23 protein-coding genes are annotated in these 22796 nt (G+C 45.4%); 7 read left to right on the top strand and 16 right to left on the bottom strand.

The genetic code is table 11. The features are described 5' to 3' along the window. Positions 1 to 7: 7 nt before the first annotated feature. The 3 genes from QUF18_RS18420 to QUF18_RS18410 are packed head-to-tail and all read right to left on the bottom strand — an operon-like array spanning position 8 to position 3615. Positions 8 to 238, bottom strand: a complete 231-nt coding sequence (locus QUF18_RS18420; protein ID WP_213600400.1) for a hypothetical protein — start codon at positions 236 to 238, stop codon at positions 8 to 10. Continuing rightward, positions 235 to 3234 (bottom strand): LPD7 domain-containing protein, encoded by a 3000-nt coding sequence (locus QUF18_RS18415; RefSeq protein ID WP_213600401.1) that lies wholly within the window; start codon positions 3232 to 3234, stop codon positions 235 to 237. Before QUF18_RS18415 ends, QUF18_RS18420 begins: the two co-directional genes overlap by 4 nt. Positions 3235 to 3237: 3 nt before the next feature. After that, complete coding sequence (locus tag QUF18_RS18410) at positions 3238 to 3615, bottom strand: plasmid mobilization protein (protein WP_213600402.1); 378 nt, start codon at positions 3613 to 3615, stop codon at positions 3238 to 3240. A 944-nt stretch (positions 3616 to 4559) separates the two neighbouring features. Here QUF18_RS18410 and QUF18_RS18405 point away from each other — a divergent pair. The 4 genes from QUF18_RS18405 to QUF18_RS18390 all read left to right on the top strand — a co-directional run bounded on the left by QUF18_RS18405 (position 4560) and on the right by QUF18_RS18390 (position 6815). After that, positions 4560 to 5270, top strand: a complete 711-nt coding sequence (locus QUF18_RS18405; protein WP_213600403.1) for a ParA family protein — start codon at positions 4560 to 4562, stop codon at positions 5268 to 5270. Beyond that, positions 5270 to 5683, top strand: coding sequence for a hypothetical protein (locus QUF18_RS18400; RefSeq protein ID WP_289388743.1), 414 nt, complete (start codon positions 5270 to 5272; stop codon positions 5681 to 5683). The genes QUF18_RS18405 and QUF18_RS18400 overlap by 1 nt, the downstream gene beginning before the upstream one ends. A gap of 20 nt (positions 5684 to 5703) precedes the next feature. Further along, a complete protein-coding gene (locus QUF18_RS18395; protein WP_289388742.1) occupies positions 5704 to 6075 on the top strand; it encodes a hypothetical protein in 372 nt (123 codons plus the stop codon). A 140-nt stretch (positions 6076 to 6215) separates the two neighbouring features. Continuing rightward, positions 6216 to 6815 carry a helix-turn-helix domain-containing protein gene (locus QUF18_RS18390; protein WP_213600406.1) on the top strand — a complete coding sequence of 200 codons (600 nt, stop codon included), beginning with the start codon at positions 6216 to 6218 and terminating at the stop codon, positions 6813 to 6815. Between the two features lie 10 nt (positions 6816 to 6825). On the opposite strand, the gene QUF18_RS18385 is transcribed toward QUF18_RS18390, so the two are convergent. The 11 genes from QUF18_RS18385 to QUF18_RS18335 form a co-directional block, all read right to left on the bottom strand. Beyond that, positions 6826 to 7707: an ArdC family protein gene (locus tag QUF18_RS18385; protein WP_289388741.1), complete on the bottom strand. Its 882-nt coding sequence runs from the start codon at positions 7705 to 7707 to the stop codon at positions 6826 to 6828. A 963-nt stretch (positions 7708 to 8670) separates the two neighbouring features. After that, positions 8671 to 9000, bottom strand: coding sequence for a DUF736 family protein (locus QUF18_RS18380; protein WP_289388739.1), 330 nt, complete (start codon positions 8998 to 9000; stop codon positions 8671 to 8673). 581 nt (positions 9001 to 9581) lie between these two features. Continuing rightward, positions 9582 to 9857: a lysozyme inhibitor LprI family protein gene (locus QUF18_RS18375; RefSeq protein WP_289388738.1), complete on the bottom strand. Its 276-nt coding sequence runs from the start codon at positions 9855 to 9857 to the stop codon at positions 9582 to 9584. Positions 9858 to 9878: 21 nt separating this feature from the next. Beyond that, the gene (locus QUF18_RS18370; protein ID WP_238481768.1) at positions 9879 to 10328 is read right to left on the bottom strand and encodes a type II toxin-antitoxin system VapC family toxin; all 450 of its coding nucleotides are present in this window, start codon (positions 10326 to 10328) and stop codon (positions 9879 to 9881) included. Continuing rightward, positions 10316 to 10564, bottom strand: a complete 249-nt coding sequence (locus QUF18_RS18365; protein WP_022709281.1) for a type II toxin-antitoxin system VapB family antitoxin — start codon at positions 10562 to 10564, stop codon at positions 10316 to 10318. The genes QUF18_RS18370 and QUF18_RS18365 overlap by 13 nt, the downstream gene beginning before the upstream one ends. A gap of 144 nt (positions 10565 to 10708) precedes the next feature. Next, positions 10709 to 12562, bottom strand: coding sequence for a ParB/RepB/Spo0J family partition protein (locus tag QUF18_RS18360; protein ID WP_289388736.1), 1854 nt, complete (start codon positions 12560 to 12562; stop codon positions 10709 to 10711). 1100 nt (positions 12563 to 13662) lie between these two features. Continuing rightward, positions 13663 to 14940: a Y-family DNA polymerase gene (locus QUF18_RS18355; protein ID WP_289388735.1), complete on the bottom strand. Its 1278-nt coding sequence runs from the start codon at positions 14938 to 14940 to the stop codon at positions 13663 to 13665. A 5-nt stretch (positions 14941 to 14945) separates the two neighbouring features. Then, positions 14946 to 15437: a LexA family protein gene (locus tag QUF18_RS18350; protein ID WP_289388734.1), complete on the bottom strand. Its 492-nt coding sequence runs from the start codon at positions 15435 to 15437 to the stop codon at positions 14946 to 14948. A 151-nt stretch (positions 15438 to 15588) separates the two neighbouring features. Further along, on the bottom strand, positions 15589 to 15843 hold the full coding sequence (locus tag QUF18_RS18345; protein WP_289388733.1) for a hypothetical protein: 255 nt from the start codon (positions 15841 to 15843) through the stop codon (positions 15589 to 15591). Between the two features lie 12 nt (positions 15844 to 15855). Continuing rightward, the gene (locus QUF18_RS18340) at positions 15856 to 16824 is read right to left on the bottom strand and encodes a methyltransferase (protein WP_289388731.1); all 969 of its coding nucleotides are present in this window, start codon (positions 16822 to 16824) and stop codon (positions 15856 to 15858) included. Positions 16825 to 16963: 139 nt separating this feature from the next. Then, on the bottom strand, positions 16964 to 17407 hold the full coding sequence (locus QUF18_RS18335; RefSeq protein ID WP_289388730.1) for a hypothetical protein: 444 nt from the start codon (positions 17405 to 17407) through the stop codon (positions 16964 to 16966). Between the two features lie 120 nt (positions 17408 to 17527). On the opposite strand from QUF18_RS18335, the gene QUF18_RS18330 reads away from it, so the two are divergent. Continuing rightward, positions 17528 to 17836: a hypothetical protein gene (locus QUF18_RS18330; protein WP_289388729.1), complete on the top strand. Its 309-nt coding sequence runs from the start codon at positions 17528 to 17530 to the stop codon at positions 17834 to 17836. 637 nt (positions 17837 to 18473) lie between these two features. On the opposite strand, the gene QUF18_RS18325 is transcribed toward QUF18_RS18330, so the two are convergent. Further along, complete coding sequence (locus QUF18_RS18325) at positions 18474 to 18782, bottom strand: hypothetical protein (protein ID WP_289388728.1); 309 nt, start codon at positions 18780 to 18782, stop codon at positions 18474 to 18476. Positions 18783 to 19443: 661 nt separating this feature from the next. Beyond that, a complete protein-coding gene (repC, locus tag QUF18_RS18320; RefSeq protein WP_289388727.1) occupies positions 19444 to 20697 on the bottom strand; it encodes a plasmid replication protein RepC in 1254 nt (417 codons plus the stop codon). 688 nt (positions 20698 to 21385) lie between these two features. On the opposite strand from repC, the gene QUF18_RS18315 reads away from it, so the two are divergent. After that, a complete protein-coding gene (locus tag QUF18_RS18315) occupies positions 21386 to 21853 on the top strand; it encodes a helix-turn-helix transcriptional regulator (protein ID WP_213600391.1) in 468 nt (155 codons plus the stop codon). 205 nt (positions 21854 to 22058) lie between these two features. Then, positions 22059 to 22742, top strand: a complete 684-nt coding sequence (locus QUF18_RS18310; protein WP_289388726.1) for an IS6 family transposase — start codon at positions 22059 to 22061, stop codon at positions 22740 to 22742. Positions 22743 to 22796: the final 54 nt, after the last annotated feature.

The raw sequence follows: 22796 nt of genomic DNA, 5'->3' as shown, positions 1-22796 counted from the left end.
GCTTTTTCTAAAATGGTAGGTAAGCAAGCAAGGCGGCATATGTATCACCGACCCAAGATGCTGCCTTATCAAACCAAGTGTAAACGATGTTCTCAAGCCACGTAATGAAAACAGCAAAAAGCATGAGAGCAACGACAACAAAGAACAACTTCACCATAGCGGTGGAATTTTCTTCATCCTTTTTGCTTACTGGAACCCGCACTTCATAGAAGGCAGGTCGATGATCTCCTAAGCTCATCTTTCATGCTCCGTATCTTTATCGTGGTTCCAACCCATATCTTCAGCACGATTGACATGTTGTGCCGGTGGATCTGTTCTGACTGTCTCAGCTTCTTTCAAAACTGTAAGTTGATCAAGATTAGCACGTTCATGATCAGAGTTCGAGCCTATATTACCTCTGCCAACTTCAGATATGGTTTTCTGTTCAATTTTCGCTTCAGGACGTTCAAGCATTTCTGCTTTCCATGCTCGACGATCAACTTCAATTGTTTCTCGTACTTTCTTTCCATCCACTTCTTTGATGATAGGTTTTTTTACACTCTCAATTCCATCTTCACGCAGATTGATTTTGTCACCTACTTTTACACCTGCCCTGTCCAAAGCATCAGGAATACCAACGCCCCAAATTGTCTTTTCACCTTCTCCTGTCTCCATGACAACATACGGTGATTTTTCATTTTTAGGGTCGTCTTTATAAGGCTTGATGCCTGTTTCTAAGAGCTTACCTTCAACCCCTTCTTTGAATGTTGGGGCTGCTGCACGAGTTGGCTCCTGACCTTTCTCAGTAACAGATCGTGTATCAATAGCTGAACCAGCATGACCAGCTTCTCGGCTTTGCACCTGTCGCGTGGACATTTCTCTATCGCTATTTGAGATTTCATTCTTCAAATATGCTTGCTCACGGCGTTCAACTTCCTGCCAGTCAAGTTCTGTTGGTTTATAGCCTTTCGCCGTGATCCCATGAGCCTGTGCCTCAACCCATGCCTCGCGTCTAAACTCGGCTGATCCTGTTACATCAATACTCGTCCAACCTCGATGCGCAGCAGTTTCAACCATAATTCGCACCGCATGAGCATCGAAAGTTTTGGCACGCATACGTTCGCCATTATCAACGAACATTTCCCGCTCGCCCTTATGGTCATAAAAAACACGGTGTTGCTCGCCGTTCTTCTCTTCACGAACGTAAAGATGTTTTTCTACTTCTTCAGGATAACCATGACGCTTTTTATTATCCTCTTCAGGATTAATCAGGCCATTTTTATTAGCTGTATGATCTTCTGTAGCTTCGGCTGGCATTTCAGGGAACGGAGCGCCTAATACCCCTTCAGCTTGAGTTAAAGTGTGCTTCTGTTCACCTAAATTTTTATCAAGTTCTTGGGCAAAAAACTCGGCAAAATCACTTTCAACACTACGCTTAATAATGTTGATTGATTGCTCTCTCTCTGCTTCTTGCTCATTGAAAATCATCAATGACCGTTCCGTATCAATGGTCTTTCTGGCAAGCGCAATGACTTCCTCATAATCAGCCCTATTGGCTTCAGGAATGATCTGCTCAACTTTGTGAATATTTTGTTCCGCAACTTTTTCATACGCTTCAAATTCTTGTCTATTCATGTTTGGCATTGATGTTGCCTCCTGAGCTAAACTTATGACCGCTGCAACACCAGCTGCTACGGAATGATTGGGATTGAATGCGATTACTTTTCCTGATTGATCGGTTTGAACTTCTAAAATTGTGTCGATTATTTTTGCGCAATATTGTGTGGCATGTGTCGCAATTTGCGTGTTGGCATTCGCCATTGCTACCTTCTGCCAATTTACAGCAGCATTGAGTGCGTAGTCTCTACTACGGGCAGACTGAGCAATCTGGCTGACATTATCGCGTTTGTTATTATACCGTGCTGCGGCACTGGCACTTACCGGCTCATGTTCTGTTCGAGCAATGTTGTCATTGTTATAAATAGGGCGAACCTGTTTTGATGAATAAGCCGGTGCGCTTGCAAATTCTCGCCGGTCATTCATTTCCATTCTGATGCCGTTATCTCTAGCCTTTTCAGCCATAACTTCACGCCACTGCCTGAATGTTTCCGGTGTGGTTTGAAGTTTTATTCCAGCTTCAGATTTCATCGTGATAATGGCATGCGCATGCACATGAGGTCGTTTGCCCCCTGCACTTGCCTCTTTGGTGTCACTCACTTCGTCATGCACTGCAAATACGTATTTATGACCACCAAATTGCTGAGATAAAAAATCGCGCACTGAGGATTGGAAAGCATTTATGTCAGTGCCAGGTCGCGCTGACATTATGACGTGCATTACATCACGTCCTTTGCGACTGTGCATATCTTGCCGCCAATTTTTTTGTACTAAATCACCGGCCTCGTCATGTGTCCGAATAATACGGCCATTCTCATTCTTAACAGCATCGCCACTATGAGCCACTAATTCACGAACTTTATAGCTGCCATATTCAACGCCATTCCCATACCCGCGAAAACGAAAAGATACACGCAGACCTTGATCAGCTGATATAGTCCTTAAACGATCTGCGACGATCATATTTGCTTTTGCATCTGCACTAAGACGCTCGCCTTGGCTATTTCGCAAAACAGCAACACCAGAAACATTGATACCGCCGTTTCTGTTGGCAGATACAGAATAGACAAAGTGACGATCACCAAGGCCAGCTTTGAGAACACTTAACGCTAATTCGTCCGTGTTATGGTTTTCAGACTGTCCTGATATTTCAATACTGAACCCTGCTACATCGCGGGATTCAGTGCGATTTGACATTAGGCTCTGCCAGTCTGAACGGATCTCGCGCAAATCTTCTTGACCAGAAACTTGCTGCCCTAAATGATTTTCCAGCTTTAAATCGCCTGAACGAGAAACATAATTAAGCATCGCACCAAGGCGGGAACCACCACCAAAGGACGCCATTTTAACAACCGCTGGCTGACTTCCTGAAGCCAGTCCCTCCATTCGGACGGTTTGCGGTCGATCAAATACAACAGGCTTTGATGGCCGCGGAAATGCTGCTTGCGATTTAAAACTGATTTTTGCCTGTTTTGGCCTGCGACTTCCAGCACTTCCCCCACCGCCACCACCACCCTTTCGGCGGCGCTCTTCTTCATCCAGTGCTATGAGAACCATCAATTGGCGCTGACGAGCGTGGGCTTCAGCAGCCTTCCGGCGCTCCCACTGCTCTGTAAATGCACCAATAAACGGCTCCAAGTCTTATTCCTTTGGCTTTAATCTGTGTCCTGTTTTCTCATAAAGACGCTTCACTTCGTGAAATATCGCTGCATGAGACTTCAAAACATTCATCTGATGAAGAGCTACTTCTTCAGGAACTGGGTATTTTTTGGAATTAATTGCCGCTGTTATCTGGTTTAGGTTCACACCAACCTTGCGCAAATCTTCCAATATCAGGGCGAAAATCACCCTGTCATCCTCTGTCAGAAAGGGCTTTATCCCTGCACCTTCAAGAACCGTTGAACGCATAAAGGCTGAGGGCGACATTCCGGCTTTAGCTGCCGCTTCATGAATAGCAGCGTGTTCGCTTGCGGAAACCCGCAATGTAACAACGTGCGCCCTCTCCTCTTTTGCCTTCATGTTTCAACCTGTTCCCACGCCTCAAATTTGAGGCAATCAATCCAATGAACAATCCAATAATCAGCACCTGTTGCTGATTGAATTAATTTTGTACTACAAAATTACGTATCCTGCCAACTAAAATAGGATTATCACTTCGCTTCGCTCGTTACAAAGGCTTTTTCGGCCTCGCTTCGCTCGCCTCCTAATTTTCTCGCTCTGCTCGATTATTTTAAAATGCGCTCACCAAGGTTCACCTACGAAAGCCGCAATCGCCTTTTTCGAACGATCTTTCGATCATGCAAGGTACGCTTCGCTTTTCAACCTTGCATTTCACTCATAGATCGTCGCTGACAGCGATTTGCGCGGCTCCGAGCTTCACCCCTTCAGATAGGCGGCAAATGCGCCTGCGGCGCGCACTGTGTCGATTTGTGGGGCATCCTAGATTTAAGATTAGGATTTGATCACACGTTGCAGCTCAATAGCGGTTATCTGCTGTGCTTTACGTATTTGCTTTACAAAACTTCTTTACAAACTACTCCGAGCTTTAAGGTACGCATGAGAGCGTCTTTACAAAATTGCTTTACATATATGCTTTACATTTAAGCGTTGCGCAGAGCTTTACGTTTTGAGCTTACAACTAGCTTTACAAATTATCTTTACATTATGTCGGTACATTCAAACTTTACGTTAGTGCTTTACATCTGTGCAATACAAATACGCTTTACGAAAATGCTTTACACTAATGATTTACGATTTAAATTTACATTAATGCTTTACGTTATGGCTATACCTAAATGCTTTACAAAGAAACTTTACATAACGGCTTTACAGCGTATCTTTACCGCCATACTTTACCAATCGTAAAGTTTTGAATGCTATACATAGGGTAAAGCAATGACTGCTTTACAGACCGTAAAGTGTCGTCGGAATTTTTTTCAAGCGAAATGCACAAGAGGCTTACAATGGCTGAAGCGAAAATTATTACTGGTGCGAATGCAAAAGGCGGGGCTGGAAAAACAGTCTCTGTAATAATGCTAAGTTCTGAGCTTGCGCACAGGGGCAAAAAAGTCCTGATCGTTGATACAGACTCTGAGAAGAATATTTCTGCTTGGTTTGATCGTTGCTCGGAAAACGAAACGCCTATCAGCAATATTACATTGGAATATGCAGGCACGGCGAACAAGCTGAAGCAAATTTTGAGTGCCAACCTAGATGATTACGATTATATTTTCATCGACACTCCGGGTCGAATGGAAAAATTTCAAGAGGACTCTTTTCTCGTTACTGATCTGACAATCATTCCAGTACAGGCGTGTCAGTCAGAAATTAAAGGAATGGTCACAACGATTTCAAATCTCCTTCAAATTGAAGAAGATCAAGGTGTGAATATCAGGAAACTTGTTTTCAATACGCGCGTAACACTCCAAGATCGCCATATTGAAGAATATAAAACAATACGCGGGTTCCTCGCCAAACTTAAAGAGTCTGATGTTGTTGTTGATCACTGCAACGTCGAGCTGATGCAGCGTAATCCATATCGCAAAGTCTATTCCGGCTATCCTTCATTATATGATCTACCGGATGCAAATAATGATTCAGTGCAAAAGGCCATTGAAGAAGCTGTAATCTTCACCGACAACGTAGTTCGGTATTTAGAAACGGGGAGTCTATAATGAGCCAAGTTAGTTCAAAAAGAGCTTTGTTAGATGGTACTCGCCGCGCGCATTTTGGTGTTTCTAAAACCACCAAAGAAAATGAAGTAGTACCTGCTGAGGCTAATCTGAGTGCACCAGAAGCCCAAGACATTGCACCGACAATTGTGCAGGATAAATCGGCTATCTCACCGGAATTAAGCGTTGAAATGCCTGCAGCACAAAATGCTGAAACTGCGGGCAGGGCGGCAAGCAGCTCATTGTTGCGCGAAATTAAGCTGCAAGACAAAAATATTGAGAAAGTTGCGGTCAATATTAGACTAGATGCGGATTTGAATAGCCGCTTTAATGCAGCGGCAGAAAGCACACGCTGCTCTAAAACTGCTATCCTTAGCATTGCATTGGATAATGCTCTAAAAGAACTAGGTTTCTAATTATGCGCTTTGGCTTCGTAATGGCTGGTTTTATCGGGTTTGTTGTAGGGGCTGTTTCAGCCCCTATGCTCTATGAGCATTTAAATGAGACAACTAACTTCCCTTTAAAAGACATTATCTATGGTGCTATACAACCTGCAGAACAAAATCAGTGGCCTAAATCTACTGATGCTCTCAATGCGCTATTTGAGCATCAAAAGTGGGAAGCAACCGCACAATCAACGGCTAATAAAGCAAATGTTGACGAATGCGTTACATTACAAAACAATACGTTTGGTTGTGATATAACTTTAAAATTGGCATGGTTAGAGAAAGAAACGCAAATTTCTGCAACATTCCAGCGCTTTGAAGATAAGTGGAAGATAATGGAAATACAAAAAAACCTTCCATAGTCTCTTGCAAAAAGCTAATCGGTTAACATAACTGTTTTAGTCACATAACCGCTAAATTGCTGGCTATAAAATGGGCTGAGATTTTGTATTATCCCGTGATTGCGGAATATGCTTAACTTTTGAAATGAATAGGGGCTGGCGTGAGTAACCAACAAGTCAAAACAACAATAGAAGAAAGAGGGCTTGTTGAAAGTTTCGATCCAGAAACCAAAAAGAATATTTTTCGAAAACCCGGCTTTGATGGTGTTGAGCAATTTGAGGATATTGACCGCCGATTAGGTGAGTACATCCGTGAAGCTCGTGTTAGCAAAAATCTCACACATGAACATTTCGTGGAACTGATCGGCCTGTCATATTATGTATATGGCCGCTACGAACGCGCACGGTCGCGTATGACTGTACGCCGCTTGGTTCATGTCTGGGAATTGCTCGGTTTTTCCATGATTGACCTTGTTTATGCGATTGCCCCACAAATGTTGGGCGATACCCCTGAAAAAGCTGAACGAATGAAAGCCCTCTATTCTTCAATTGAGGGCTTTAAAGATTTTCTGAGTGACGCAACGCCGGAGCAAGTTTCAGAGTTTCAGGACACTATGGCGGCAATGTCAAAGCTGCCTCCGGAAGCCTTGCGCACAATGAACCTGTTTTTCAAACAGATGAATCCGACAGTTGAAACAAAGCCTAAAAAACGGGCATATCCCGCAAAAAGAAAAAAGGCTGAAGCAAAGCCTGAAGAATGAAAGAGGCCGCTTATGCGGCCTTATCCAATTCTGAAGGTTGGAGACCATGAAGGTAATTAGCAGCGGCTTGCGCCTTAGATGCAGCTGTAAAAATGGCCTTTGGATCATTTTTAAGCACTTCAAGCCATGTGCTGATATAGGTCGCTGTATTCTCTTCAGGATTGATTGGCACCTGAAGATCAGAGCAAACGAAAGCCGATGTTAATTCGGCCACCAGCTCTTCCATTGCGTAAGCCTCATTGCCAAAGCGTCCCGACAAATCACGATCTAAACGGCTCTTTGCTGCTGTCCAGTGGCCGAGTTCATGCAACAGTGTGGAATATAGGTGCGTTTGATCTACGAACCGCTTTCTATCCGGCATTGTGATAGTGTCTGCACTTGGGCGGTAATAAGCTTGCGTACCGCTGAACTCAATTTTCGCACCTGTATTAGCGATGAAGTTATCTGCAATCACATGAGGCTCAATCTCATTGTCTGGCAGGTCTGGCTGAATGAATAGGTGTTCAGGCAAGCCGTCAATCTGGCGAATGTTAAAAACGCTGTAGCCTTTCAGGTACGGAATTTGACGTTCCTCATTATCGACCGGCATTTCATCTTTTGGCGTGAAGGTGCCGTATTTAACGACAAGGGTTGATTTTTCGCCTTTGCGTACCTGACCGCCTAATTCTTGTGCCTGTTTGAATGTCATCCACATTGGCTGATCGTAGCCGAAGGTTAGGGATGCAATCCAAAGGGCGAGAACATTAATGCCCTGATATGTCTGACCGTTTGCACGGAGCGGAAGTTTCATGTTTGGAGCGCCATTCCAAGGGCTAATCCAAGGCTTAACGCCATTCTCCAGCTGCTCAACGATTGTTTGGGTGATGCGTTCGTATGTGTCGTTGCTTTTCATGGTGGATCTCCTTTTTCGTTCCTGACGGCAGAAAAACGGAAATGGCCGCATAAGTGGCCGGTCAGCCGTAGGCACGAAACGGAGTGGAGTACGGCAAAGCCGTTGACCGGACACGAGGCCATTGCAGCTTGCCGTCAAGTAAGGAACGAAAGGAAGTTCCACAAAGCTCGCACCTGTAACATGCTTCACCAAAGAGGTGAGGGCGGCTATGTTGGCGCGGCCTGTTAGCTCTGTTTGCGCATCAATACACCCAAGCCGCCGTGCTAATGGCTGGCATCAACGTGCGACCGGCGCCGCTTGTGTTGCATCCTACTTCAGCAATCAAAAGGGATGATCTGGGCAATCACTGGCGGGGTTGTGCAAATGACAAAGCCCTGTCGTGACAAGCGGCATCAGCTCAAAGAAATGTTGGTGTGAGGTGAGACGGCTTCACACTGATTTAGCGGCTTCGTTCGTGCGCAGGTGGTTGCTGCATTCATTCAATCAGCCATAACGGCGCAATGCTCGGCCTCATTGGCAGATAGGCAAGTATGCGGCAGGAAATATCAAGTCGCGCTGCTGTGCTGCCCCCTAAACTAAATGACACTTGTGCCGGTCAGCGTTGTTGAACGCCTTTCAGTCTTGCCGTCATGAATAGGCCGCTGAAGCACAGCGTTTTAGATATGATCGGGTGGTCTTGGCAGGCACTGAGCGGAAAGGATGCCGGAACTACGGCTCATGCTCTATATCGTGCCTATCCTGAATATAGCGACAACTAGATTATGGTGGGTGCTATTGGTCAGAACATTACTTGCATCGAGGACGTGCATTAAATTTCATTCCAGTCAGAATGGATTAGCAAAAGAGGCGTGTCCAGGTTGCGAAGATGTTTCAACCATTCATCTGAAAAAAGAAGGCACAAAGTGCCTTCAGCTGCCTGCCATTTCTGAAAATGAAAAAGCCCCCGAAGGGGCTTTGATTTTTTTAATCCCATTCGATGATTGCCTGAAGGCTTTCATCATCTTGTTCAGGGTAGCGCCCAAGATTGGCGCGGAAGTCAATCGCTTTCAGTGTGATTGAGAAGTATTCCTTGCCCTGCTGGCTTTTGTTTTTCCAGATGCCACCGACTTGAATGTCGAAGCCTGCCGGAGATTTTGAGTAAATGCGATGGGTTGGGGTTTTATCGCTTTTTGGGTTGTTGATTGGCATGACCTTGATTGTGAGGTCGTTGGTGAGAGTGGAGATGCGGCCGGAGCCTGCGGAATTTTCAATGTTGTCGCTATCGAATTTGATGAAGTTTGTGGCGGTGTTCATTTTTAGGTTCCTTTTTGCTAGTTGCTGAGAAGTCCCAAGCATGAAGTTGACGGTGCTGCACCGGAGGCCGCAGCGAAGCGAAGGAAGCCAGAGAGAAAAAAATTTGTCCCGCGAGGAAGTCCGCAGGACGGGGAAATTTTTTGAACGCGGCTTTGCAGCAAACCGGCACGAAATGCGACGACGTAACAGAAGCAACGGCGAAAAGAACCGCTCAAAAATTGGTATATTCCGTCACATTACAAATTCACTGCCTGCGACCAAGAAAATTCAATGCGATTGTATTAACTCATAACTTCCAGCGTGATAGCAACTCAAGTCAGTGCTTTAGTCAATCGCAAAATAAAAACACCATTAAATCGCATTTCGGAAACATGGCATTAATCGTCACATAAGTAATAAGGCACGGGTAACAGCCAGCAGAACGGATCTCGGCTTAATCACAAAGTCGGCTATGGCTTGGCATATCTTGTCTAACCAGTGCGCAAGGGAATAGCTCACTGCAATTTTAGGGAATAAAAAAGCCCCTTTGGGGGCTTTATTGAAGAAATGGCAGGCAGCGCGGTTTTGGCAAGCCAAAACCATCATTCATCTTCAAAAACCTTCAGGTTTTTGGCCGCTTGCTGCGGGTTTTTCCGGCACAGTTGCTTATTCTTTTTTGAAGCATGTTCGCACTTATAAGCATAAGTGCTTAATTGATAGCTAGGTGCATCAGGAAAGGCACCGGCAGCAATATCAAGATACTCTTGAAATTCTTTTGACTGGCACCGATTGCCGCTTGCGCCGCAATTATAGGCACTGTCAGCAAAGGCAGGCATAGAAAAGAGAGAAACTAATGCAATTAGTGTAATGCTTTTCATAATGCCTGTCCTTTATCTCGCTTAGGCTTTTTCAATATCAGTCTGGCTAAAGTCATTGCCTTTGAACAATAGCGGTAAACGCAATTCTGTAGCGCTTGCAAAAGAGAAGCAATCACCAAAATTGAGTTTAGCAGGATGCCCGACAAAGCGGCCAAAGGTTTTGGCTGCATCAAGGGCGCGTTTATGTGTTGAGCCGCCTATTGCAACTTCTTTCGCACCAATTGTGCGCAGGAAATTATCAACTCGGATTTGAACCTGTTCAATCAGTTCCGGCGGGATTGGCTTTTGATCGCCGTAACGTGCGGTCGCGGCAATACGAGCCAGACTTATAACAGCTTCAAAAACTGAAACAGACGAATATGCCTTAGTCCCTGTGCAGCTTTCAATCTTACCGACGAAATAACCTGCATCTTCTTCTTCGGCCAGAATTGCAACGATAACTGAAGCATCAAGAAACATTACAAATCCCATCCTTCATCCATGAAAGCCTTATGGTCATGTGGGGTCTTATTTTCCCCGATCAGGTCTTTCATAGATGCCTGAATTTCTGCCACGCGCTCCGCAAGCGGCCTTTCGTTTGCAAAACGGTTCAGCTCATTTTGAATGGCGCGGCGAACTGCTTCCGTTTTGCTCGGCGCATTGGTAACTTTCATAAGTTTGATCGCCATTTCATTAACGGCATCATCTTTGACATATAGACCAGACATTGAATTGACTCCGGTATATCCAATTTGAAATATACGTATATACTACAAAGTATATACTAAATTTGCAATCATTTTTTGAGGAAACGGGGCAGAAAATCCGCCCCGTAAATCAAGAAATAAATGCCTTTGAAGCATTGCGGGGCTTCATGCAGCGTCTGGCATTTCGTCCGATGTGTCAAGGTTCACCGGCTTAGATACCTGCAAGAGAGGTGGTAGCCATTTCGTGCCTTTAAGAATTTTCTCGGCCAGCTTTGCAGCATCTGCCTTGCTTGATGATTGCATGACTTCGCGCTCTGCATCATTACCTTTCAAAAGGCCAACGGTGCGTTGTATTTCGTTGCGCGAAACCTGTCTGAAATAGCTATCTGCGGTCGGTGTCCACCAGTCGCGCATATCCAGATTAAGGGCTCTTGCAAGCTGGTCATTCTTATCTGGTGCGTTTATCTGATTGCGTGTTTCAATCACTTTAATAGATGGAGCCGTGGCATAGGCCAAAAGTGCCAAGAGGGTGGTTTTGTTTTGGTCGAGCAACCATTCAAAAAGATCATCGACATTCTGCGGCAGCATTTCACCCATTTCAATTTTAATGGCCTCAAATGCGTCATAAGCTTTCGAGCTTTCCGGCTGCTTCATATAAGTGGTTGTGTTAGTCGAATAGATAGCAATGTCGAGCGGTGACAGATCACAGCACTTTCCGTAATGGGTGCTGATAAGAAAGCGATGCACAACCGCTACAAGTGCGCTATTCGCGTCTTTTGCCATGAGTGCAATCATAGCAGCGTTTTTATGTGCGGTTAAATCCTCACGCAATGTTTGAGATACGCCGCCATTTGTATCTTCTGCCTGAGCGCTTGAAACTTTTTTCAAGCGTTCTGGGTCGTCCTCTGGGCGAATATATCCATGATAGAAGTGCAATTCTCCATCTGTGCGGATTGTATAGAACACGCCAGAATAGGCCATTTCTACAGGGTCAAATGAGTATTTTTTTTCCTGCAACGCTTCGTATAGTTCGGATATCCGGTCATGTTCAGCAAGGGCTGCAATATTTTCCGGCTTATCGCCTTCAATTGGGAGTGCTGCCATTTCGGCCTCCCAAGCTTCGAGCTGTGCATACTCTTTATCGCTCAAATCTCTGTTTTTTGAATAGATTCTGCGCCAGTTGTAATAATCGGAACTATCGCCCATCATTTCAGACCATGCCCAACCTTCAGCGGCGATTTTCTCTTTCACAGCTTCAAGTTTTTCATCCAACAACTTGCCGATAATTTCAGGGTTTACGATTACCCCGCCACCATCATCAGCAAACAAATCTGTAATGACTGCACCGCCAGCGGCTTTATAGGCTTCAAGCCCAACAAAGCGAACGGTTGGCGTTGATGTTGCCATTTCAAAGTTGGTCAGTGCGCTGCGTATTCTTGTTGGTGAATAATATTCAGAACGCAACAGCGACAAAACGGCCTTTTGGCGCTCATGATCGTCAGTGATTGCAAATGCCTGAAGCTGCGGCACAGAAATAACTTCCTGAAGGTGAGCGTCCAGAATTTCCGGCGCGACATTTGCCAATGCCAAGCGTTTCTGAACGGTCGGAACACTTTCGTTAAAGGTGTTAGCGATCTGTTCAACGGTTGCGCCATTTTCGGCCAGTGCCTTAAACGCTGCGAACTGGTCGAGTGGTGTCATGCTTGCCCGTGCTTCATTTTCAATGAGACTGAGGGCAACAGGGTCTGCATCGGTGCGAACGCTACAGGTAATTTTATGATCTGGCTTAATCTCGCCAGCTTCGGCCAGACGCAAAAGAGCGGCAAGGCGACGACCGCCAGCGGTAACAAAAAAATCGCCTTTGGTTTCTGCGGGTCTGACAACCAGATTTTGCAACAGTTTAAAACCAGTTGCGCGAATGCTTGCGGCCAGAATTGCAAGGTCTGCGGTATTCATACTCTTACGCACATTAAGAGGGTCTGGCAGCAGGTTTGATAATGCGATTTCACGAATAGTCATTTGTTTTTCCCTTCTTCCTTTTCCGCGAAGCGTTCTTTCTGTCCCGTAGGGCAGAAACCCCGTTTCTGCTCCTGCGGCGTCGCAAGCGAGACTGGGGGTAAGGGGTGGCAAGCTGGAAAACTGGGAGGGGGATCACCCGCCCGAAGGGTCAGCAGCGGATCTGCGAAGCAAATCCGCTGTCTGATACTGCACAAATGAACGTAAGCCGGTTGTGCCGGCTGAAGAGAATGCGGAAGTACGGGGAAACCCTGTTTTCCTGCTTGCGAGGGGAAGGGGGCAAAGCCCCCTTGTTCCCCTTTCTTTAACTGCAAAAATGGACAGCAGCGCGAAGCGCTGAAGCCGAAGCCAGAACGCGCAAATCAAATAGTGCCGTAGTGACGGCGCAGGCGGTTCATGCAGTTCTTGCGTTAGGGATTGTTACCCGAAGGGACGAAACCGCATGCGGGTTCGGTGGAGTTCGCCCTAGTCGCTGCAACGCAGTGCCAGGGCGAACGGAATAAAGCCCGTCCCGAAGGGAAACGTCATAATCTGCCAAGAAAATGGAATGATAAGTTTATTAAACTACGAGCGTAACCATAGATACATTGCCTGAAAAACAAATATTTTGTATTCTAACATTTGTTTCGATCATGGGGTTTTAGAAACAAACAGACCCAAGGAAAATATATCAATTGAATGTAGCTGCTACAATAAAAGACATTCATTGACTTTGTTTAAGTGGCACCAAAATGCATTTCAAGGGGGGAATATGATTGTAACGAGCGATGATGCAATACTTTTTCTCGTTATATATTTCTGTATGTATATTCATCAAAAATTATACCGAATGTACCATTTCATAACAGTAGACAATTACTGTTTTAGGGACGCTTATAAAGCCTCTTTTACTGAAGAAAAATCCTTTAGTGCGAAAAATAACATACTCGCATATACTGCCTTTGCATTTGCCTCTTTCGCATTGCTGGTATGTTATAAATTTTCAGTCCAAGAAATCACATATTCAAAAATTCATACGATGATTATTGTCGCTGTATGTGCCTTAATTGCATTTATGCTAATTAAATTAAGAAGGTAATGGACAGCCTTCAGCTAGAATTTAATCAGTAAATAACAGGTAAGTCTGACATTCTTGTTGTGAACCGTGGGGAACGCATATCAGCTTTGGCTTCATGGGTATTTTTAAAGCCTTGCGAAGCCAAAACTAATTTCTTTTTGCCGTATCGGTCATTAATTGCGTCCATCGCTTTCATGAGGCGAGCATCGCGGGGCTGCTCTACATCAAATAGCATTTTGGACGCGTCCTCTTCTTTCAGAAGATCATCCAGCATCACACCAGCTTTTGTATAAGCATAACCGATCGCTTCCGCTTTTGGATGCCAACCGGCATGAGCGCACCGGCTAACAGCCTGCACAAGATCAAAGGTATTATTTGTCATTGGTTTCAGCTTTATCGTGCGCGATACCGAATGTTGCGGGGCAGTTTTAGAAAACGCATTTGTGTGAAAAAATGCGGTTATCTGACCAGCAACTAGCCCGTGCATTCGCAGCTTTTCAGCTGCACGGGATGCGTGGGCGGTGAGCGCTTGCATAACAGCCTCCAGATTGCGCATTGGTTGCCCTGCAGAACGGGTAACGGCCATACCTTTTCTTTGTGGTGCCACGTCCTCAATTTCGAGACAACGAATGCCCTGTAATTCGGCAACTGTGCGCTCTAGCACAACAGTGCCGAGTTGACGGGCAAGAGTGCGGGGCATGTCGCGCAATTGTGCTGCGGTCGTTATTCCCTGTGAGGCCAGTTTAATTTGTGTCTGGCGACCAATACCCCACACTTCCCCGACCGGAATCCGGTCGAGACACCAAGCCAATACAGCCGATTTTGTGAAGTCGCAGACGCCGCCAAAAATCGGGTTTTTTTTGGCGGCAAAATTCGCAAGTTTGGCGAGGGTCTTTGTGCTGCCAATGCCAACACAATTTGGAATGCCGGTCAGCTGGCGAACTGTCGAGCGCATTTCAACGGCAATGGCCTCATACCGCTCACCAAATCCCGATAGATCAACAAAGTTTTCATCAATGGAATAGATTTCATAGTGTGGCGAAAACTGGCTAACAGCATCGACAACACGGCGGCTCATATCCCCGTAAAGCGTATAGTTTGACGATAGAACTTTAACGCCATGCTCTTTGACCAGATCGCGGATTTTAAAGAGCGGTGCGCCCATTTTGATACCAAGGGCTTTGGCTTCTTCTGAACGCGCAACGGCACAGCCGTCATTATTGGAAAGAATAATGACGGGCTTGCCGAGCAAATGCGGTTGGAAAACGCGCTCGCAAGAGACATAAAAATTATTGCCGTCAATGAGGGCGATGGGTTTATCCATCGCCGTTATTCCACCGAATAACGGCGCACAACACCAGCTATTACGCCCCAAATCTCCGTTTGGTCGTTTACTCGGATTGGCTGGAATCCATTACCTTTAGATTTTGGATCGAGCCAATATTGCCCCTCACGTTTGGCTAATTTTTTTAAGGTAATAGAGCCGTCAACAACGGCCAGAACTACGCGCCCAACACGCGCCTTTCCGGCGCGGTCAACGGCAATAATATCACCATCATAAATGCCTTCGTCTATGAGGCTATCACCTGAAACGCGCCACCAGAATGTAGCGCTTGGGTGCCGGACGATCCAAGCAATAGGGTCAATTTCATCTTCTAAGTCGTCGCTGGCTGGCGAGGGAAAGCCAGCAGGAACAACTATTGAAGATAGTTTTACGGTTTTCCCGTCAATGGGATTAGGGACTGGTGTTAAAATCATGGTGCTTACTTCAGATTGCATCAAAAGAACATATAATGAACATTCGCAATTTTCAATGAGCATAAAAAAGATTGCCCCGACAAAGCGGGGCAAGGTTAACGGGCGGGGAATGGTTCGGAAACGGGTTAGGGGTTTCCGTACAATTGAAGCCCGCTCGATGCGGGCTAAGATTGTTATGGCTTTTGTTAAGCGCGATAAACGCGCTCAACAGATTTCATTTTGATTTCACGAGGCGCGGCACGGCTTTAACGGTTACAAGACTGCGGCGCGGAACAAGGCGATTTAATGAATCGCGCTCGCGGGTATGGATAGCGATTTCATAAGTCTGTTCATGCTGGCTCAAAATTTCGAGCCGCATTTTAGTTGTTGCTCCGCATTTCTGGCCACTCTCCAACACTTCGGAAATATGGCGTTTCTCGGTTGCGGTGAGATGATAGCCTTTCAAAAGGCTGATTGCATATGCTGCCATTTTGAAGGCTCCTTAAATGAGGGCAAGCTGCTGCGCGGCAAAGGGCTGAACAGCGGCTAAAATGGCCTCGCGGTTTTGAATTTCGGCCTTGTGTTCTTCACGGTCTAAGCCGTAATCAAAATTCACAACCTCGGTTATGATTGAGGTGTCTTTCCATTGGTCTTTGAAAATAGAGCAATCAATTCCAATGCCAGCATTCATTTGCCAGCCGGTCGTTTTGCAAAACTCAACGGCGCGGCCGTCCTTTCGCCAATCAAAAAAATGCGCACCGGAATAGCGGAAATTTGCTGATTGCTGCGGCACAATAAAGGTGCCGTATTTTGCCATTTCTGCGGCTATATCAATGACGTGAAATTCAAATTCAGAACCGGAATAGCGCGGTGCTGATCCTGAGCGGCGAACTTTTGAAAAAGGGGGATTTGAAACGGCTGTCTCGAACAATTCGCCTTTCAGGTCTTTCATCCACCATTCGCGCCAATCAAAAACGTCTGCGCAAATCCAACGGGCTTCAGGCAGAATTTTCTTGCCGATTTCAACATAACGCGGATTGATTTCTACGCACGTAATTTCCACTTGTTGCGGGTTATAACGGTGGCGGTCATAGATATGATAGCTGAGAGTTCCAATCCCTGCGCACAAGTCAATAATACGGCCTGAACCGGCTTCAATTGCAAAATCACTTGCAAGGTCTGCGGGAGTAAAGAACGCACCAGACGCGCCATTTGTGAAATTTGCGCCTTCGTGCCAGTTATCCAGCACGAACAGTTTTTCATCTTCGCTCAAGCGGTCTTTTGTCAAAATCGCTTCGGCTTCGCGGTGAGCTTTCAACTGTGCTTTAGTGAGTTTTGCCATTTCTTTTTTCCCTTTTTTGCCCGTAGGGCAGAAACCCCGTTTCTGCTCCTGCGGCGTCGCAAGTGAGACTGGGGGTAAGGGGTGGCAAGTTGGAAAATGGGGAGGGGGATCACCCGCCCGAAGGGACACCAAGAGCGTTTATGCTCCTGGTGATGCTGCACAAAAGAACGAAAGCCGGTCGTGCCGGCTGAAGAGAATGCGGAAGCACGGGGAAACCCCATTTTCCTGCTTGTGAGGGGTAGGGGGCGAAGCCCCCTTGTTCCCCTACTTACATATGCGGGTTCTCAAGATTGAGGGGTTTTGAGGGTGGCGATGGTTTTGTCCAGCCATACCGCCAGCAGTTACGCAACATTTTATAAGCAATAAAGATGCATCCTGCGAAAATAGCAGGGACAATTAGAATATCCTGAATGGCAAATTTACCTGCTTGGTATGTTTGCCAAAAAGCAATGAAAGGGCTGACTAAGAACAGACCACCAATAAGAACCATGATAAGAAAACGCCAAAACATAAAGCCATAGACCGCCTTGCAATTTCGACATGTTCTATACTGCTTTTCCATTTCCGTGCCGCAATGGGCACAATTGTGCATGAGTGGAGCATATTCAGTCATGAAATATTGGCCTTTAATCTGTGAAACAGATCCATATAGGTGAGTTTGAGAGGGGATATTCCCCTTTCTTATGCCGTTATGTGCGGTCGATCCGACCATAACGGCACCGGCGATATTGATAATCCTAGCCAGTATGATCAAACATACAAGTTGCTGTATTTGTAATATTGGGGTTTTTGATTTAATCTGACGACGGATTATAATTAATAGGATTTTGTAATGGGACAGTCAGCAGCAATATCAAAATGGTTTTCAGGTTTTTTTCCAAAAAACTCTTTAGAATTTTTGGTTTTTGCCTTCTATTTGTGCGCTGGCCTTCCGTTGTTATTCTTTGAACCGAAACCGGCATTTCTATTTAGTGCAATTTTGCTTGTCATTATTGCGCCGATGGTACTCACCACCGTTGTTGATTATCAGTTTCCTAAATCTGAAGATTTCAAATTAAAATTTCATCGCCGGTTTGAACTCTTAAAGCTCTCTGTGCCAGCAGCAGCGTTGATCATTATTCTTTTGAAACTAAACTCTTAAATATATCAAAAACGCATTAAAGCCCTATACGAGCAATAGCTGTATAGGGCTTTTTTTGGGCTTAATTTTCAAAAACATTGACACATGCATAAGCGCAGCGGCTCAGGATATAGGCCGAGTAATTTATCAAGAAATATGGCCGGTAGCATAATTGCTAAAAATGCCACCCCCACAATGAGCAATACGGGATCGTAAATCTCGCGCATAAATTTTAGCATTTCATTCCCTTTCTATGCCGCCCTTGGGCAAGGCATCCTCTTTATCCGTGTAACGGCTTCAGCTGTTACCGGAGCAAAGAGGGGGGCGAAGCCCGCCGATAGTTCGGCACGAATTTCGGTCATGGCTCATTCCCGCAAAAACTGAAGGTTCAGCTGAAGGATGAAAGCCGTTTTTGCGGGAATGACGCTTGCGCTTGGCCGTTGACCGTATGAGTGGCGATGCTATGGCGGCAATAAATATAAAAAGTTGCGCAGCCGGCCGAATTATTTCCGTAAGGGATTGTAACCCGAAGGGACGAAACCGCTATGCGGGTTCGGTGTAGTTCGCCCTAGCGCCGCAAAGCGGTGCCAGGGCGAACGGAATAAAGCCCGACCCGCAGGGGTACGGCCAATTTCTTAAATTTATCGGAGATCCGGATTCAACATTTCTGGCTTACATGCAGTTTTTGCAACAGCTTTGCATTCACCAGATTTTCATATTCAGACGAATTTAAGTATGCCATTTTAACTTTATCTGAAAGAAAAATCAGATTTTCCGGCAAGCTCGCGGAAGCATTATGCAACGTCAGCTCGTGGCTTTCATTATCGTTTGCTGACTGGCTAAAAGCCTTCTCAAACGCCCAAAAATCATTAATCGCGTCGGAAAAATTAGGATAAATTTCAATAATAATTTCGCCAAGTTGGCGGTGCGTTATCGCATAAAACTCATGCTGAGAAGTCAATTCCATTCCCCCCAAGCTTCAGCGGTGCGCCCCCGCTAACATGCTCATTGATCCCTTGGTGATCGGGGAGTTAGAATACCGTACTTGACGATCCTCATAGCCTTTAGCTCGTTGAGCCTGTTGCATACGCTACAAGCTCCCCGACCATAAAAGTCAAAGAGTCTGGTGCTGTAACGGCCAACACCAACCGCAAGTAAGGGGATTCTAAGCCCCAAAGCGATGCGTTTTCGCTTCGCTGTGAAAGTTATCCTATTTCAAAATATTTGTCGCCTCGATCGGCATAATTTATTTTGGCTTTTCAAGAAATGTATGACCGCCGCAGGCGGTCATTCTTTATTTGATTTTCTTTTTCCCTTTTCCGCGCCGCTGCGCTCTAAACCGTGGCCGGTTTAGCGGTCTACGGATTTCCCTACGGCACCGGATAAATGTGCGCTCAATCCTCCGACAAAAATAATCCACCGTGCTAAAAGGCACGGCAGATTATTCATCGCGGAAAGTTTCAGGAAAAAGTGGGAACGGCTTTTGGCCGTTCCCTGCTTCAGTCCGTGAGCGGGGCTATGCTTTGGACTGAAACAAGCGGTCATTGGGATGATCGCTAACGATACAATGACCCATATTTCCGGATGAAACTAGCTTTGGCACTACAAGGTTTTTTCCGCTGTAAAATTTACGCCGCCTTTGCGCTTGCCAGCGCAAAAACCGAATTTTGCAGCCTCAATTCATCGTTTTCAGCCTTATTGAGCATACCCACGAAATACGCGCCGGGCGATTTCACGGTCTGATCAGCATATTTTTGCAGGGTGATTGCGAGCGCCGTTGCAATCAACTCGGCCGATAACAAATTGCGCGACCGAGCGAGCGCGAATTTTGAAATGCCACAAATACCGGCCATTACGCCGGTTATAGCAACAAAATCGCGCCAGCTTGCATTTTCGGGCAACATATCTTGCACAAATGGGGTCGCCTTCAGCACAAGCGATAAGTCAATTGCTAGGCTTTGCGCTGATTTTAGCTTGTCATGGCTCAAGGTTTCCGATTGGCTTTTATCCAAAGCCCATAAGCTGGCTTGTCCAGCTTCATTTAAATTTTGTTGTGAGCCGTTAGGCGAACTCCGTTCATCCTTACTAATACAGTCGGAATTATAAGGGTTTGTATTATCTATGTGCGTGACTGTTTGCGCATTCGTGCATGACTTTTTTGATTGAAAAACATATATGTTTTCGTGCTTTACGCTGAATAGGCGTTCTGTAAGTCGGTGCAGGATCGCAGCTGCGCGTTCCAGATAGTCAGTCGTAGCATATGCAGACTTTCCAATGATGCGCATTACCTTTGCACAATGGGCTTCCTGAGCCAGCAAATAAGCAGCTGGCAGATGTTGCGAACATGGCAGAGCATTCTTCCATTGGCGCAATGCAGCGCGATACGACCTAACAGCGGCTTGATGCTGTGATCGTAAAATCTGCATATCTTTGACTTGCTGCGCCAGCTCGAAATATCGAGCAACCAGCACTCTTAAATCAATGCCAAATCCGTCAATAATATTTTGCCCGACATGGCGCGTTGAATGGCGCTTATAATTTGGGCTGTCCTTCATTGTGATCAGACCGGCATCATAAAGACATGACAACATACGGCTGATTGTTTCAGGCCGTGCATATCCGAGTTCAGCGGCAAGCGTGGCATTCGATTTAAAGACAATAGGCTTTTGGCCATCTTTAAATTGGTCATGCGTGGCCGACTGAATGAGCGCTGCAAGTAATGTGGCTTCCTTAGCTCGGATAGTTCCAAGCAAGGGAAGTTTGATTGCTAAATCCAGCAGCTTAAAACGGCTGACTTGGCCGAGTTCTGCCGTTTCGGCCAATTGTATAAAATTGAGCCGATCAGCTGACAGTTTCCTGCCTGCGGTATAGTTCGGGTACATCTGCCCACCTCCAAAAAGGTGAGGCCAGACAAAGCTTCCCCGTTCACCGAAACGATGCTTTTCTTATTGACTTTTAGGGAAAGGGCAACTATGTTCTTTTTAACAACTTGAAATTATGTGCCGCTTTCGGAGTTCGCTTCGGGAGCGGTTTTCTTTTATGGCCTCATTTGATCTCCATATGAATCATGTGCGCGAGCGCAATTTGAGCAAAACATAGCTCAGTTATGGTTACTTTTGCAATATTATCGACGCTATTGAGCAAAAAATGCCAAGTGAAATATGATAGATTTGACATCTATCTATATGATTTTATTCAATAATATAAATTTCATCTGAAATTGATTATTGCGAATAGTTGGCGTTTTTTACCTATAACATTACGCAAAACACGGATTTTACGACTCAAAATCTATGCACAACATGGCATATTTAGTCATTAGCGCATACTGATTTGATTTATTCAGCATGTCAAATATATGAAGGCTAAATTTCAGAGCGCTTATTGTTAAGAAAAACACACAATAGAAAAATGTATTCATTCCCGCATAATGTCATGAAATTAAATTCGTAAAATTGCGGGCAAATTTTACCTATTAGTCTAATTAATTATATACTTGTAATAGACACAGATTTTAATAACGCTATTGTGAGTTGTGAGCGGGCTGTCTGTAGGGAACGAAAATGGGCTATGCCAAGTATATTACGTAGAATTGATACACATGCCAAAAGCCTAATCAAAAACTCGGTTTTGCAAAAACTTTCATCCCAGGAAGAAAACCCAACTCCGATTTTTGTTGATGTTGATCAGGTCGACAATTTCAACCGACAGGTTGGGGTTGTTATACGGTCTTACCGTAAGGAAGCAGAAATTAGTCAAAAGGAACTGGCCGACTCTGTGAACATACCACTCAACACACTGCGTTCCTTTGAAAATGGGGAAACGGGTGTACCGCTTTTGGTAACACTGAACATATGCCATCGGCTTCACATAGAACTGATGGATCTACTGATCTTGATTTCACCTAAATATCTAAGTGAAAATCCGGATAAAAGTTACTGTATGCGTGAAATTTTTAAGCGCTTACGAGGCAGTAGCCTTGATGTAATCAGGGGTACTAATTTGCTGCTATCGCTGCCAAAGAACAAGGCTCAATGACATATAATCCATGTGATTAAATGTTCTTGTGCCACTCATGGCAAATTTGTCATTTCCTCCAGCCGGTCTTCGTGACCGGCTTTTTTCATACCTAAACTGCTACAAGAAATGCATGACTAATATCATGGTTTTGTCGCAAACTTTTTATGTCGGACCATATATGCGATGAGTGGCGTCGGTTACAGATTGATGAGAGGCATTGAACATGGTCGATTTCAAGGGAACGCATTTCCCCAAAAGTGTCATCCTGTATGCCGTTTTCTTCTATGTTCGTTATTCAGTTTCGTATCGTGATCTTCAGGAAATAATGGCCGAACGAGGCGTAGAGATTGACCATGCAACACTGAACCGATGGGTTGTTAAATACTCGCCGCAGATTGCAACTCATGCTCAGAAGCGTAAACGCGCAACACTAGGCTCATGGCGTGTTGACGAGACCTATATAAAGGTCAAAGGGAAATGGACCTATCTATATCGGGCCGTTGATCGTGACGGCCAAACCCTTGATTTCATGCTCTCTGAGCGCCGCAACCTCAGCGCTGCGCGGCGTTTCCTTAAAAAGGCTATCGCAAGCAATAGTGTTCCGAACAAGATTGTTATTGATAAAAGCGGAGCTAATTTGGCTGGTGCGCAGGCTATAAATAATATCCTTAAGATCACCGATACGGACAAGCTGATTGAGATTCTTCAGGTCAAATACCTGAACAACATTCTTGAACAGGATCATCGTTTCATCAAGCGGGTCACCAAGCACATGTTGGGCTTCAAAGCATTCCATTCCGCTTCAGCCACCATTGCAGGGATCGAAGTGGCTCACATGATCCGCAAGAATCAATTCGCCAACGACAATCAATCGCCATTCGTAGTGTTCGCGGAGCTCGCAGCATAATTGTGCCCACAGATAAGGCCGCACTTAACTTACTGCAAAATTTGCGACACAACC

This window comes from Pseudochrobactrum kiredjianiae (assembly GCF_030362795.1).
In the GTDB taxonomy this organism is placed as follows: Bacteria; Pseudomonadota; Alphaproteobacteria; order Rhizobiales; family Rhizobiaceae; genus Pseudochrobactrum; species Pseudochrobactrum kiredjianiae.
The sequence above is the reverse complement of the archived record's forward strand: the minus strand, read 5'-3'. Positions and strand labels throughout refer to the sequence as shown.

What these genes read in the sequence shown, in the direction of transcription:
- QUF18_RS18420 (WP_213600400.1), bottom strand. Translation starts at nt 238, where the DNA reads ATGAGCTTAGGAGATCATCGACCTGCCTTCTATGAAGTGCGGGTTCCA.
- QUF18_RS18410 (WP_213600402.1), bottom strand. Translation starts at nt 3,615, where the DNA reads ATGAAGGCAAAAGAGGAGAGGGCGCACGTTGTTACATTGCGGGTTTCC.
- QUF18_RS18405 (WP_213600403.1), top strand. Translation starts at nt 4,560, where the DNA reads ATGGCTGAAGCGAAAATTATTACTGGTGCGAATGCAAAAGGCGGGGCT.
- QUF18_RS18400 (WP_289388743.1), top strand. Translation starts at nt 5,270, where the DNA reads ATGAGCCAAGTTAGTTCAAAAAGAGCTTTGTTAGATGGTACTCGCCGC.
- QUF18_RS18395 (WP_289388742.1), top strand. Translation starts at nt 5,704, where the DNA reads ATGGCTGGTTTTATCGGGTTTGTTGTAGGGGCTGTTTCAGCCCCTATG.
- QUF18_RS18385 (WP_289388741.1), bottom strand. Translation starts at nt 7,707, where the DNA reads ATGAAAAGCAACGACACATACGAACGCATCACCCAAACAATCGTTGAG.
- QUF18_RS18380 (WP_289388739.1), bottom strand. Translation starts at nt 9,000, where the DNA reads ATGAACACCGCCACAAACTTCATCAAATTCGATAGCGACAACATTGAA.
- QUF18_RS18375 (WP_289388738.1), bottom strand. Translation starts at nt 9,857, where the DNA reads ATGAAAAGCATTACACTAATTGCATTAGTTTCTCTCTTTTCTATGCCT.
- QUF18_RS18370 (WP_238481768.1), bottom strand. Translation starts at nt 10,328, where the DNA reads ATGGGATTTGTAATGTTTCTTGATGCTTCAGTTATCGTTGCAATTCTG.
- QUF18_RS18365 (WP_022709281.1), bottom strand. Translation starts at nt 10,564, where the DNA reads ATGTCTGGTCTATATGTCAAAGATGATGCCGTTAATGAAATGGCGATC.
- QUF18_RS18360 (WP_289388736.1), bottom strand. Translation starts at nt 12,562, where the DNA reads ATGACTATTCGTGAAATCGCATTATCAAACCTGCTGCCAGACCCTCTT.
- QUF18_RS18355 (WP_289388735.1), bottom strand. Translation starts at nt 14,940, where the DNA reads ATGGATAAACCCATCGCCCTCATTGACGGCAATAATTTTTATGTCTCT.
- QUF18_RS18350 (WP_289388734.1), bottom strand. Translation starts at nt 15,437, where the DNA reads ATGCTCATTGAAAATTGCGAATGTTCATTATATGTTCTTTTGATGCAA.
- QUF18_RS18345 (WP_289388733.1), bottom strand. Translation starts at nt 15,843, where the DNA reads ATGGCAGCATATGCAATCAGCCTTTTGAAAGGCTATCATCTCACCGCA.
- QUF18_RS18335 (WP_289388730.1), bottom strand. Translation starts at nt 17,407, where the DNA reads ATGGTCGGATCGACCGCACATAACGGCATAAGAAAGGGGAATATCCCC.
- QUF18_RS18330 (WP_289388729.1), top strand. Translation starts at nt 17,528, where the DNA reads ATGGGACAGTCAGCAGCAATATCAAAATGGTTTTCAGGTTTTTTTCCA.
- QUF18_RS18325 (WP_289388728.1), bottom strand. Translation starts at nt 18,782, where the DNA reads ATGGAATTGACTTCTCAGCATGAGTTTTATGCGATAACGCACCGCCAA.
- repC (WP_289388727.1), bottom strand. Translation starts at nt 20,697, where the DNA reads ATGTACCCGAACTATACCGCAGGCAGGAAACTGTCAGCTGATCGGCTC.
- QUF18_RS18315 (WP_213600391.1), top strand. Translation starts at nt 21,386, where the DNA reads ATGCCAAGTATATTACGTAGAATTGATACACATGCCAAAAGCCTAATC.
- QUF18_RS18310 (WP_289388726.1), top strand. Translation starts at nt 22,059, where the DNA reads ATGGTCGATTTCAAGGGAACGCATTTCCCCAAAAGTGTCATCCTGTAT.